Origin of the sequence: Devosia sp., from assembly GCF_024707125.1 — a bacterium.
GTDB lineage: Bacteria > Pseudomonadota > Alphaproteobacteria > Rhizobiales > Devosiaceae > Devosia.
On the sequence record NZ_JANQAH010000011.1, the window covers coordinates 1 to 12,792 of the forward strand.

At 63.3% G+C, this 12,792-nt stretch carries 11 protein-coding genes and 1 pseudogene; 7 read left to right on the forward strand and 5 right to left on the reverse strand.

The features are described 5' to 3' along the window. Window positions 1-190: 190 nt before the first annotated feature. On the reverse strand, window positions 191-367 hold the full coding sequence (locus NVV77_RS15155; RefSeq protein WP_295414709.1) for a hypothetical protein: 177 nt from the start codon (window positions 365-367) through the stop codon (window positions 191-193). 125 nt (window positions 368-492) lie between these two features. Between NVV77_RS15155 and NVV77_RS15160 the strand changes: the two genes are divergently transcribed. The 4 genes and pseudogenes from NVV77_RS15160 to NVV77_RS15175 all read left to right on the forward strand — a co-directional run bounded on the left by NVV77_RS15160 (window position 493) and on the right by NVV77_RS15175 (window position 5,647). Continuing rightward, window positions 493-1,467 (forward strand): efflux RND transporter periplasmic adaptor subunit, encoded by a 975-nt coding sequence (locus NVV77_RS15160; RefSeq protein ID WP_295414710.1) that lies wholly within the window; start codon window positions 493-495, stop codon window positions 1,465-1,467. Window positions 1,468-1,478: 11 nt separating this feature from the next. Continuing rightward, window positions 1,479-4,592 carry an efflux RND transporter permease subunit gene (locus tag NVV77_RS15165; protein WP_295414711.1) on the forward strand — a complete coding sequence of 1,038 codons (3,114 nt, stop codon included), beginning with the start codon at window positions 1,479-1,481 and terminating at the stop codon, window positions 4,590-4,592. 6 nt (window positions 4,593-4,598) lie between these two features. After that, a pseudogene (locus NVV77_RS15170) lies at window positions 4,599-4,945 on the forward strand (LD-carboxypeptidase); the annotation flags it as partial. A gap of 324 nt (window positions 4,946-5,269) precedes the next feature. Then, window positions 5,270-5,647: a hypothetical protein gene (locus NVV77_RS15175; protein WP_295416140.1), complete on the forward strand. Its 378-nt coding sequence runs from the start codon at window positions 5,270-5,272 to the stop codon at window positions 5,645-5,647. A gap of 36 nt (window positions 5,648-5,683) precedes the next feature. Here the strand turns inward: NVV77_RS15175 and NVV77_RS15180 are convergent, their stop codons facing one another. After that, window positions 5,684-6,388, reverse strand: a complete 705-nt coding sequence (locus tag NVV77_RS15180; protein ID WP_295414712.1) for a YafY family protein — start codon at window positions 6,386-6,388, stop codon at window positions 5,684-5,686. Between the two features lie 72 nt (window positions 6,389-6,460). Here NVV77_RS15180 and NVV77_RS15185 point away from each other — a divergent pair, with 72 nt between their 5' ends. Together NVV77_RS15185 and NVV77_RS15190 are read left to right on the forward strand one after the other, a co-directional pair. Next, window positions 6,461-6,886 (forward strand): VOC family protein, encoded by a 426-nt coding sequence (locus tag NVV77_RS15185; protein WP_295414713.1) that lies wholly within the window; start codon window positions 6,461-6,463, stop codon window positions 6,884-6,886. A 55-nt stretch (window positions 6,887-6,941) separates the two neighbouring features. Beyond that, the gene (locus NVV77_RS15190; RefSeq protein ID WP_295414715.1) at window positions 6,942-7,346 is read left to right on the forward strand and encodes a VOC family protein; all 405 of its coding nucleotides are present in this window, start codon (window positions 6,942-6,944) and stop codon (window positions 7,344-7,346) included. A gap of 58 nt (window positions 7,347-7,404) precedes the next feature. Here NVV77_RS15190 and mmsB read toward each other — a convergent pair whose 3' ends face one another. The 3 genes from mmsB to chvE all read right to left on the reverse strand — a co-directional run bounded on the left by mmsB (window position 7,405) and on the right by chvE (window position 11,493). Continuing rightward, complete coding sequence (mmsB, locus tag NVV77_RS15195) at window positions 7,405-8,595, reverse strand: multiple monosaccharide ABC transporter permease (RefSeq protein ID WP_295416143.1); 1,191 nt, start codon at window positions 8,593-8,595, stop codon at window positions 7,405-7,407. An 83-nt stretch (window positions 8,596-8,678) separates the two neighbouring features. After that, entirely contained in the window at window positions 8,679-10,211 is a 1,533-nt protein-coding gene (gene mmsA, locus NVV77_RS15200) for a multiple monosaccharide ABC transporter ATP-binding protein (RefSeq protein ID WP_295414717.1), read from the reverse strand. A gap of 253 nt (window positions 10,212-10,464) precedes the next feature. Next, window positions 10,465-11,493, reverse strand: a complete 1,029-nt coding sequence (gene chvE / locus NVV77_RS15205) for a multiple monosaccharide ABC transporter substrate-binding protein (RefSeq protein ID WP_367178660.1) — start codon at window positions 11,491-11,493, stop codon at window positions 10,465-10,467. A gap of 519 nt (window positions 11,494-12,012) precedes the next feature. Here chvE and NVV77_RS15210 point away from each other — a divergent pair. Then, window positions 12,013-12,762, forward strand: a complete 750-nt coding sequence (locus tag NVV77_RS15210) for a FadR/GntR family transcriptional regulator (RefSeq protein ID WP_295414720.1) — start codon at window positions 12,013-12,015, stop codon at window positions 12,760-12,762. Window positions 12,763-12,792: the final 30 nt, after the last annotated feature.

The window sequence follows — 12,792 nt, forward strand, 5'->3', positions numbered from 1 at the left end:
ATGGGGCGCAAGGCCGGACGCGGAAGTCGAGAGCTAAAAGCGCCGCTTCAGCGCAACGTTTGCCGGCCTTTCCAATCGCACCACGTCATTCCCGCGAAAGCGGGAATCTTCGTTTCCATGCCGGGCATAACTGCCCCCTCACTTTCCCGAAATCTTACCGGATTTTAATGTAGCCAAACCGCGCAAGCTGTTACGCTGCCTTCGATTTTGCGCGCCCCGCATTTGAGGTTTTCTTTTGATCCGGCAGCTTCTTGCCTCCTTCGCGGTTCTCGCCGCGGCCGCCTTTGCCTGGCTCTATTTTGCGCCCGGCGCGCCCCAGGTTTTGACCAATGCCGGCATCGTCCTGCCCTTCGGCCCGCAGGCGCAAGCCGCTCCCGCCCCCAGGCCGGCGGAGCCGGCCAGCGCCCCGGCGGCCCACAGGCCTCCGGCGGACCCGGCGGTAGTGGCGGACCGGGTGGTCCCGGCGGTCGGCCCGGCGCCCGCGCCACCAATGTGATCACCACTGGCGTCTCCCTCGTCCGTATCAACGACACCCTCGCCGCTATCGGCGAAGGCACCCCCGTCCGTTCCGTTACCGTTGCCGCCACCTCGGGCGGCGAGTTGACCGAAGTGCTGGTGCGCCCCGGCCAGACCGTCGAAGCCGGCACCGTCATCGCGCGCTTCGACGCCGCCGCCGAGCAGATCGAATTCGACCGCGCCCAGCTCGCCCTGGAAGACGCCCGCGCCACCCTGACCCGTACCGAAGGCCTCGCCAGCAACAACGTCGTCGCCGGCACCGCCCTCACGGCCGCCCAGCTCAGCGCCGCCAATGCCGAACTGGCCATGCGCAACGCCGAAATGGCCCTGACCCGTCGCACCATCGAAAGCCCAATCGGCGGACGTGTTGGCCTCATCCGCGTCACCCCTGGCAATTACGTGCCAGCCCAGACCACCGTCACCTCCATCGACGACACCTCCTCCATCCTCATCGATTTCTGGGTGCCCGAACGCTACGCCGCCCAGATCGAGCCCGGCATGGCGGTATCCGTCAACGCCGTCGCTCTCCCCGGCCAGACCTTTGGCGGCGACATTTCCGCCATCGATACCCGCATCGATCCGGCCAGCCGCACCCTGCAGGTCCAGGCCGAAATTCCCAATCCCGAAAGCGTCCTCCGCGCCGGCATGAGTTTCACCGTCTCCCTCGCCTTCCCCGGCGAGGAATATCCGGCGGTCAATCCGCTCGCCATCCTCTGGTCGGCCCAGGGCTCCTATGTCTGGAAATACCTCGACGGCAAGGCCACCCGCGTCATGGCCGAGATCATCCAGCGCAATAGCGACGGCGTCCTCGTCCGCGGCGATCTGAAGCCGGGCGATGCCATCATCACCGAAGGCATCTTGCAGCTCAGCGAAGGCGCCACCGTCAACCTGCTCGAAGGCCCCGACGGCACCGGCACCACGCCACCGCAACCGTCAGTCGCGACAAACTAGGGGGCGCCGCCATGTCCATTGCCAGCAAGAATGAACGGGGCGGCGCACTGGCAACGCTCTTCGTCCGCCGCCCCGTCATGGCCGTGGTCATCAATGCGCTCATCATGGTGGCCGGCCTCGCCGCCCTCCTCGGCATCGAAGTGCGCGAACTCCCCCGCGTCGAAAGCCCGGTCCTCTCCGTCTCCACCACTTTTACCGGCGCCGCCGCGGAAACCGTCGACCGCGAGGTGACCGCCATTGTCGAAGGCGCTGTCGCCCGCGTGCAGGGCGTCACCGCCATTTCCTCCAGCTCCTCGGTCGGCCAAAGCCGCGTCACGCTGGAATTCTCCGAAAGCACCAATCTCGATATCGCCACCTCCGACGTGCGCGATGCCCTCAGCCGCGTCACCCGCCAACTGCCCGACAGCGTCGAAGCCCCCACCATCTTCAAGGCCGATAGCGACGCCCAGCCGATCATGCAGCTCGCCGTCACCGCGGATAGTCTCAGCATTGCCGACCTCAGCGAGCTGGTCGACGGCATCGTCACCGAGCGCCTCGCTGCCGTCGAAGGCGTCGCCGAAGTGCAGGTCTACGGCACCCGCACCTCGTCCTTCGAAGTCGACATCGATCCGGTAAAACTCGCCAGCCACGGCCTCACCGTCGCCGATATCCGCAACGCCCTCTCCACCATCGCCTTCGACTCCCCCGCCGGCTCCATCAACGGCCCCAACCAGAACATCTCTGTCCGCGCCATTTCCGAAATTACCGAGCCCAGCGATTTCGAAGAGATCATCATCAATGGCCGCACACGCCTCGGCGATGTCGCCAGCGTCGTCTTCGACGCCGCCGCCAGCACCTCCTCCATCCGTGCCGATGGCCGCCCCGCGATCGGCCTCGGCATCGTCCGTCAGGCCCAGTCCAATTCCGTCTCGATCTCCCACGCCGTCCACGCCGCCGTAGACAGCCTCAACGACACCCTTCCCGAAGGCGTGACGGTGAAGATCTCCAGCGACGAAGCCGTCTTCATCGAGGGCGCCCTGCACGAAGTCGAAATCGCGCTGATCGTCGCCCTCGTCGTCGTCATCGGCATCATCTACCTGTTCCTGCTCGATTGGCGCGCCATCATCGTGCCCGCCATTTCCATGCCCATCGCCCTGCTCGGCGCCGTCGCCGGCATGTATCTGGCCGGCTTCTCGCTCAATATCATCACCCTTCTCGCGCTGGTCCTTGCCACCGGCCTCGTCGTCGACGACGCCATCGTCGTCCTCGAAAACATCATGCGCCGCAAACACATGGGCGCCGGCCCCCGTGCCGCTGCCGTGCTCGGCACCCAGGAAGTCTTCTTCGCCGTCATCGCGACCACGCTGACCCTCGTCGCCGTCTTCGTCCCCTTGAGCTTCCTCGAAGGCCAGACCGGCCGCCTCTTCCGCGAATTCGGCTTCACTCTCGCCATTGCCGTTCTGCTCTCGGCCGTCGTCGCGCTCTCCATGGGCCCCATGGTCGCCTCGCGCCTGCTGAAAAACGATCACAAGGAACATACCGGCGGCCCCTTCGGCGTCATCGGCCGGTTCTTCGCCGGCCTCTATCGCGTGACGCTGCGCGTGGCCCTGCGCAATCCCGTGGTGGTCATCCTTCTCGCCCTGCTCTTCGCCGGCTCGGCCTATTACGTCTATGGCGGCCTCCGTCAGGAGATCACCCCCTCCGAAGATCGCTCGGCCATCAACCTGCGCATCAGTGCCCCCAATACGGCCAGCCTCGATTTTGTCCGCACCCGTCTCGGCCAGATCGAATCCATGCTGCAGCCCTATGTGGAATCAGGCGAAGTACGCTCGGTCTTCGTGCTCTCCGGCTGGGGCAATGGCGGCTCCATCACCCTCACCCTCGCCCCCTGGGGCGAGCGCGAGCGCAGCCAGCAGCAGATCGCCTCCGAGATCAACGGCCTGATGGCCCAGGTTCCCGGCGTCCGAGCCTCGGTCAGCCAGGGCAATAGCCTCGGCATTCGCGGCGGTGGCTCCGGCCTGCAATTCGCCGTCGCCGGTTCCGACTATACCGTCCTCGCGGCCACCGCCGACACCATCGCCAAGGCCCTCGAAGCCGATGGCCGTTTCGGCCGTGTCTCCGTAAACTTCGACACCAGCCAGCCCCAGCTCACCCTCACCGTCGACCGCGCCCGAGCCGCCTCCCTTGGCATCGACATCAACGGCCTCGCCCCCACCATGCAGGCCATGATCGACGGCTCAGACGTGGGCACCATCTTCATCAACGACGAGAGCTATTCCATCCGCATGCTCTCGACTTCCAATCCGGTCAACGACCCGCGCGACCTCGAAACACTCTTCGTCCGCACCGGCGACGGACGCTACGTCCCCATGTCGACCATCGCCACCATCGAGGAAGCCCCGGTTCCCCCCTCGCTCCGCCGCGAGCAGCAACGCCGCGCCGTCACGGTCACCGCCAGCCTTGAAGACGGCCTCGCCCTCGGCGATGCCTTCAATGAACTCCAAAAGATCGCCGCCCCGCTCCTCCCCCAGGGCACATCCATCCTGCCGCTCGCCGAAGCCAAGACCATCGGCGAGGCCAACAACGCCCTCTTCCTCACCTTCGGCTTCGCACTGGTCATCATTCTCCTCGTCCTCGCCGCCCAGTTTGAAAGTTTCTGGAGCGCCATCATCGTCATGGCCACCGTCCCGTTCGGGGTAGCGGCCGGTCTCTGGGCCATCCTCCTCACCGCCGGCAGCCTCAACATCTTTTCCCAGATCGGCCTCGTCCTCGTCGTCGGCATCATGGCCAAGAACGGTATTCTCATCGTCGAATTCGCCAATCAGCTCCGCGACCGAGGCCTCTCCGTCGCCGAAGCCATAGAACAGGCCTCCAACATCCGCCTGCGCCCGGTGGTGATGACCATGATCGCCACAATCCTTGGCGGCGTCCCCCTGGTCCTCGCGTCCGGCGCCGGCGCCGAAGCCCGCGCCGCCCTTGGCTGGGTCATGGTCGGCGGCCTCGGCTTCGCCGCGATCGCCACGCTCTACCTGACCCCCGTCGCCTACCTCCTCCTCGCCCGCTTCTCGACCCCCAAGGCCGAAGAAGAAGCCAAGCTGGAACGCGAACTGGACAACATGGAAACAAGGCCCGAACCGGCGGAATAGAAACTTATGTCGCTCGTTCTTCAAAAGCCCCGCCGCCTCAATCCCGGCGACCGAATTGCCATCGTCTCGCCCTCCTGGGGCGGTCCGGGCGACTTTCCCAAACGCTATGAAGCAGGGAAACGCCAGCTCGAAGACACCTTCGGCCTCAAAGTCGTTGAAATGCCCCATGCGCTGGCGCCGGCAGAGGACCTGGCCGCCCATCCAGAATGGCGCGCTGAGGATCTCCACCGGCCTTCGCCGACCCCACTATCGCCGGTATCTTCGCCAGTATCGGTGGGGACGATGCCATTCGCCTCCTGCCCCATCTCGACCTCGACGTGATCCGCCGAAATCCCAAGGTATTCCTTGGCTTCTCAGACACGACGGCAATCCACCTCGCCTGCTTGGCCGCCGGGCTTTCGACCTTCTACGGTCCCAGCGTCATGGCCGGCTTCGCCGAAAATGGCGGCATGCACGCCTATACGATTGAAAGTCTAAAGCGCACCCTGTTCGATGCCCGACCGCCCGGCCTCGTGCCACCTAACACCCTGGGCTGGACCGAGGAACGCCTCGACTGGAGCAATGCAGCCTTACAGACACAAAAGCGCCGCCTCAGCCCCGCAACGCCGCCGGCCATGCTGCAGGGCGCCGGCAGCGTCCGTGGCCCACTGATCGGCGGTTGCGCCGAAGTGCTCGAAATGACCAAGGGCACCGCTTGGTGGCCCAGCATCAGCCAGTGGCAGGGCGCTATTCTCTTTTACGAAACCTCCGAGGACGCCCCCTCGCCCACCTTCATCCGTTACTGGCTGCGCAACTATGCCGCCCAGGGCATCCTGCAAAGCTTGGGCGGCATCCTCCTCGCCCGCCCCGCCTCCTGCGGAGACGCGACTTATCGGGCCCGCCTGGAAGCCGCCGTCACCGACTGCCTCGCCGAAGCAGGCCTGACCCAGTTGCCTGTCCTTTCCGGCCTCGATTTCGGGCACACCCAGCCCATGCTGACCCTCCCCTATGGCGCGACGGCGGAGATCGACTGCGCCACGGCCAGCCTCACTATCGTCACCGCCGGCGTCGCCTGACCCTGCGGCGTCCCCTTCCATCCTCGCCTCCGTTCTCTATCCCCCATCCTCCGATGCCCCGCGTCCCTGCAGCTGCGCGAGATAGTCCCGCAGCAAGGCCACCCGCCGCGGCCGAAAACTCTCGGCTGTCACCTCAGCCTTCGCAATCCGATCCCCGCGAAAAATCCGAAAATCCTGCCGCAGGCAGCACCACGCCAACACCGATAGCGTCCGCTCGGTATAGACGATCGCCAGTGGCCAGATGACCCGCTCGGTCTCCGCCCCGTTCTGGTCGGTGTAGCGAACCGCCACCGCCCGCTCCCGCCACGCCGCCTCGCGCAGCTTTTCGAGATCGATCGCCAGCGGCGCCCGCGCCTGCGGTCGAAATACATGCGACACGGCATGCATCGCCTGTTGCTCCGCCTCATCGGGCAAGGTCGCCGCGATCTTGGCCAGCGCCGAAACCGCCGCCCCTGCCAGCGCCGGATCGCCCATGCCGCGAACCTCCGCCAGCCCCAGCACCAGCGCCTCGATTTCCGAACGCGTCAGCGTCTGCGGCGGCAGGGCAAAATCCTCCACCAGCCGATAGCCATAGCCCCGCTCGCCCTCGATCCGCGCCCGTGCCGCGCGCAGGCTGTCGATATCGCGATAGAGCGAGCGCAGCGACACGCCCGTCTCCTCCGCCAGCCGCTTGGCAGTAAGCGGCGCGGGCAAAACCCGCATGGCCTGCAACAGGCGCAAAAGTCGGTCGGATCGGGCCATTTCCAACTGTCGAAAACTGGCAGTTGCCCCTCGCTATACCAGTCCCTGCCAACCGGCAAGCAGGAGCCTCAAATGAGCATCGAAACCACCACCCATCTCAACTTCCGCGGCCAGGCCCGCGCCGCCCTCGCCTTCTACCAATCCGTTTTCGGAGGCACGCTCACCGCCGTCACCTATCAGGATGCCCACGCCGCAGAGAACCCCGCCGAGGCCGACCAGATCCTCTGGGGCCAGGTCGCTTCCCCTGAAGGCTTTCGCGTCATGGCCTATGACGTGCCCTCGAGCCAACCCTACGATGCTGGCACAAACCCCGTCTTCGTCTCGGTGCGCGGAAAATCGGCCGACGACCTGTCCGCCTATTGGACCAAGCTGATCGAAGGCTCCACGGTCATCGTCCCCCTCGCCAAATCCGCCTGGTCCCCGCTTTACGGCATGGTCCGCGATCGCTTCGGCGTCACCTTCGTGGTTGACCTCGCTGTCGAATACACCCAAGCGTGATCGGAACGGCGACGAGCCCGCAGCGTTCGGCCTCAAACCAACCGGGAGCTGAACCATGTTCGACCACACGGGCATCATCGTCACCGACCTCGCCAAGGCCCGGCGTTTTTACGACGCCATAGCCGCCGCGCTCGGTCTCCAGACGATCAGCAATAGCGAAGAGAGCTTTCTGTTCGGCAAGAGCAAGGAGGAGCCGATCCCCTATCTCTGGATCGGCACCACCCGCCCCTCCTACTGGATCGAAGGTTCACGCGCCGGCATCAACCAGATGCACGTCGCCTTCCGTGCCGAGAGCAAAGCCATGGTCGACGCTTTCTACAAGGCCGCCCTCGAAAACGGCGGCTCCGACAACGGCGGCCCCGGCCCCCGCGATGGCGTCCCCGACTATTACGGTGCCTTCGTCCTCGATCCCGATGGCAACAACATCGAGGCCTGCGCCCGCGGCGAGGCGGCGAACTAGAAAACAAAAAAGGGCCGCCGGATCTCTCCGGCGGCCCCAATCTTTTCAGCGCGAAAACTTACGCCGAACGGTTCTTGTTGTAGAGGTCGAAGAACACGGCTGCGAGCAGCACGACGCCCTTGATCATCTGCTGCCAATCGATGTTGACGCCCATGATCGACATACCGTTGTTCATCACGCCCATGATGAACGCACCGATCACGGCACCCGCCACCTGGCCGACACCGCCCAGCGCCGAAGCGCCGCCGATGAACACGGCCGCGATCACGTCGAGCTCGAGACCCTGGCCGGCCTTCGGTGTTGCCGAATTGAGGCGAGCGGCATAGATCATGCCGGCAAGGGCCGCGAGCGCACCCATGATGGCGAAGATGTAGAAGGTCGTGCGTTCGGTCTTCACGCCCGAAAGCGCTGCTGCCTTGAGGTTGCCACCCAGCGCATAGATGCGACGGCCAAAGGTCAGGCGCTTGGTGAGGAACACGAAGAAGGCAATCAGCACACCCATCACCACCAGCACGTTCGGCAGGCCGCGATAGGAAGCGAGCATATAGGCAAAGAACAGCACCAGCGCCGCGATGACGAGGTTCTTGACGACGAACAGGCTAAACGGCTCGACGTCATAGCCGCGAGCGCGACGACGGGCACGGGTGCGGATCGAGAAGAACACCGAGCCGACAACCGCCAGAATGGCAATGACCATGGTGGTGGTGTGCAGCACGACGTTTTGGCCGTTTTCGGCGAGCCAGGGGAGCGTCGTCGGCCCGATCAGGTCGGGGATGAAGCCGGCGGACAGCAGCTGGAACTCGGTCGGGAACGGGCCCACCGACTTGCCGGCGAGAATGGCCAGCGACAGACCCTTGAAGATCAACATGCCGGCCAGCGTCACGATGAAGCTGGGGATCTTGTGATAGGCGATGAGATAGCCCTGCGCCGCGCCGATAGCCGCGCCTGCCAGCAGACAGATGGCACCGGCCACGATCGGATGAGCAAGGAAAGCCAGTTCGGGCGGGAACTTCCAGCCCACCATCAGCATGGCGGCAAGCGCGCCGACAAAGCCCGAGACCGAGCCAACCGAAAGGTCGATATGGCCGGCCACGATCACCAGCAGCATCCCCAGCGCCATCACGATGATGTAGCTGTTCTGCAGGATGATGTTGGTCAGGTTCACCGGCTTGAACAGCACGCCAGCGGTGAAATACTGGAAAAACAGCATGATGAGGATAAGCGCCAGCAAGAGGCCATAGTCGCGCATATTGGCGCGCAGGGCCCCGATAAAGCTGAGCTCGCTGGATTTGGCCTGATCGGCCGGGGTGCCGGTCGGTGCAGTGTGAACGGTCATGATGCTTTTCCTTCAGCGCGCACGATGGAGCGCATGATCTTTTCCTGGCTCGCCTCGCTGGTGGGCATTTCGCCCACGATGCGGCCTTCGTTCATTACGTAGAGACGGTCGGTAATGCCGAGCAGTTCGGGCATTTCCGAAGAGATCACCAGGATCGCCTTACCCTGGGCGGCGAGCTGGTTGATGATCGTGTAGATTTCATACTTGGCGCCCACGTCGATGCCGCGGGTCGGCTCGTCGAGAATAAGCACTTCGGGGTTGGCATAGAGCCACTTGGAGAGAACGACCTTCTGCTGGTTGCCCCCAGAAAGGTTGCCCGTCACCTGATAGACGCTCGAAGACCGGATATTGGTCTTCTTGCGGTAGTCGTTGGCCACATCGAGTTCGGCCAGATCGTCGATCACGCCCCAGCGCGAAATGCCGGCTAGGTTGGCAATCGTGGTATTGTGCTTGATGTGGTCGATCAGGTTGAGACCGTAGTTCTTGCGGTCTTCCGTGGCATAGGCAATGCCATTGGCGATGGCCTTGCCCACATTGGCCACATCGATCTTGCGGCCGTTCTTGAACACTTCGCCTGAAATCTTCTGGCCATAGGACTTGCCGAAGAGGCTCATGGCGAATTCGGTGCGGCCCGAGCCCATCAGCCCGGCAATACCGACGACTTCGCCCTTGCGCAGGTTGATGTCGATATTCTTGATCACCTGCCGCTCGCGGTGCTGCGGGTGGTAGACCGACCAGTTCTTCACCTCGAGGACCACGTCGCCGATCTTCGGCTCGCGGCTCGGATACCGGTCTTCCAGCGACCGGCCCACCATCGAGGTGATGATGCGGTCTTCGGTAATGTCATTGGTATCCATCGTCTCGATGGTGCGGCCGTCGCGGATCACGGTCACGCGGTCGGCAACGCGCGAAATTTCATTCAGCTTGTGGCTGATGATGATCGAGGTAATGCCCTGCTTCTTGAATTCGAGCAGCAGGTCGAGGAGCGCCTGGCTGTCCTTTTCCGAGAGCGACGCGGTCGGCTCGTCCAGAATGAGCAGCTGCACCTGCTTGGAGAGCGCCTTGGCGATCTCGACAAGCTGCTGCTTGCCAAGGCCGATATTGGTCACCAGCGTATCGGGATCTTCGCTGAGGCCAACCATCGCCAGGAGCTTGCGCGCGCCATCGCGCGTCTCGTCCCAGTCGATCACGCCGTTCTTGGCCTGCTCGTTTCCGAGGAAAATGTTTTCGGCGATCGAGAGCAGCGGCACCAGGGCGAGTTCCTGGTGGATGATCACGATGCCCTTGTGTTCGCTGTCGCGAATGGAGCGAAAGTTCTGCTCTTCGCCCTTGTAGACGATATGCCCCTCATAGGAGCCGTGGGGATAGACGCCGCTCAGCACCTTCATCAGGGTGGATTTACCCGCCCCGTTCTCGCCGCAGATGGCGTGGATTTCGCCTTCCTGCACGTCGAGATTGACGTCCGACAGCGCCTTAACGCCGGGGAACGTCTTGGTGATGTTGCGCATCTCAAGAATAGTCTTGGACATACTGGGCCCTGTTCTTCCTGAGCGTGTGACACTGACGTCACTCACCCTCGATTGTCACCCCGGCACCGGCCGGGGCCCATCTTGAGATCTCGGGATGGGCCCCCGCAGTTTACCCGCGGACCTGGTCCGTGGGCTGGGGTGACATCCGGTGGTTGTGGCTGTCCGTTGCCAGACGCGCCTCAAACCCGAGCTCTAAAATCTCGAAGGGGCCCCGCGTTGCCGCGGAGCCCCAAATTTGTTTTGCCACAAGGGCTTACTGCAGTTCTTCCGGCTTGATGTAGCCCGAGTCAACGACCAGAGCCTGGTAGTTGGTCAGGTCAACCGAGTACGGGGTCAGGAGGACCGACGGCACAACCTTGACACCATTGTCATAGGTGGTGGTGTCGAGGCCTTCCGGCGTACCGCCAGAAACAACGGTGTCGACGAGGTCAGCAGTGACCTTGGCCAGTTCACGGGTGTCCTTGTAGACGGTCGAGTACTGTTCGCCGGCGATGATCGCCTTCACCGACGGAGCTTCAGCGTCCTGACCGGTGACAACGGGCCATGCAAGGTCAGCCGAGCCGTAGCCAACGCCGCGGAGCGACGAGATGATGCCGCGCGACAGGCCGTCATAGGGAGCCAGCACGCCGTCGACGCGCGAGCCGTCCGAGTAGTTGGCCGACAGGATGTTGTCCATGCGAGCCTGAGCGACAGCACCGTCCCAACGGAGGGTACCGACGGTTTCCATGCCCTGCTGGCCGGACTTGACGACGATGTCGCCAGCGTCGATCAGCGGCTGAAGGACGCTCATGGCGCCGTCATAGAAGAAGAACGCGTTGTTGTCGTCCGGCGAACCGCCGAAGAGTTCAACGTTCCACGGCTTGGTGTCGGGGAAGCGTTCCTTGAGACCGGCAACCAGCGAGTTTGCCTGGAGCACGCCCACCTGGAAGTTGTCGAAGGTGGTGTAGTAGTCGACATTGCCCGATTCACGGATCAGGCGGTCATAGGCGACAACCTTGATGCCGGCATCGGCAGCCTGCTGCAGCACCGCCGACAGCGTGGTGCCGTCGATCGAGGCGACCACGAGAGCCTTCACGCCCTTGGTGACCATGTTTTCGATCTGGGCGAGCTGGTTCGGGATATCGTCTTCTGCATACTGCAGGTCGACGGTGTAGCCCTTGCCTTCGAGCGCGGTCTTCAGCTCGTTACCGTCGGAAATCCAGCGGAGCGACGACTGGGTCGGCATGGCAATGCCGATAGCGCCCTTGTCCTGGGCGTAGGCAACGGTTGCGGCGGTGGCCATCAGGGCACCGGCAGCAAGCAGCGTCGCAATTGATTTCAGAACCTTCACGTCTCGACTCCCTTAGATTTTTCGAGGTGATTGATGTGTTCGTCGTGGTTTCTGCCGATCAGGCCAATTGGTTCCTGCATCCCCTTCCGAGCAAATCCTGCTCACCCGGAAAACGACGCTCTACTCTGCCCGCCGGCCTGGCGCCGGCAGCTTTGAATGGAACTGCATGATGTCCTCCTGCTCGACGGCTTGATGCCGCCTTGGCCCTCCCGGGAACCACGGCCCGCAAACTAGGATAATCAGATATGCGTGTAAAGCAGGGCAAAGCGGTGAAAGGTTATTTTTTCGATTGTCGAAGATATAAACTTGAGCGTAGAACGCCCGCTTTCAGGCGGTTGCTGACTTTCGTTTCAGTCGCTAACCTTAGAAAAATCGAGGACACCCTCTCGCCATTATGAACCGGCAAACGGTCAGCGAGAGTCAAAGGTATCAGATACCTCGGGAGGAGTTGTGGTGAGTTTGAGTGGAGACATGCGCTCCGATCACGGCAGTGCTGCAAGCGCTGTTGCCGATGATCTGGCGCAACTGATCCTGGGAGAGCTGGCACCGGGCCAGAGCCTACCCAGCGAGGCCGAGCTTGCGGAGCGCTATTCGGTCAGTCGCCTGACCATTCGCGAAGCGGTAAAACTCCTTGCCGGCCGGGGACTTTTGGAGCTTGCAAGAGGCCGCCGCGCCATGGTGCGCGAGCCCGACGGCTCCGCCTTCACCGACTTCCTGACATCCATCGTAAGGACCGATCCAAAGGGCCTCTTCGACCTCGTTGAGGTACGTTTGTCATTGGAAGTTCAATCGGCGACACTTGCAGCCAAAAGAGCGAACCGAGCCGGCATCGTCGCCATCGAAAACGCCCTCCAGGGCATGCGCGACTCCGTTGGTGATTCTCCCGACTTCGCAGACGAGGCGGCCGAAGCCAACTTCCATTCCTACGACTTCGGCTTTCACGAAGCCGTCGCCCTCGCCAGCGGTAACCGTGTTCTCGGATATCTCTTCGAAGCCATGGCCGTGCCGCTGCGCGAAGGCTTCTTCATCAGCCAGCGCGGCCATGCCGATCGCGGGCACACGCCACAGGACACCATCGCCGCCCATCAGCGCATTCTTGACTGTATCCGGGAAGGCAATGGCCGGGCCGCCGCCGAGGCTATGCGCATGCATCTGCGCGATACCGAGCGCGACATCCGCATGGCTGTAACCAAGATGGCCCAATCACCCGTTCGAAGCTAACAGTCTGCTAGCGAACTCACCGCCTATCCA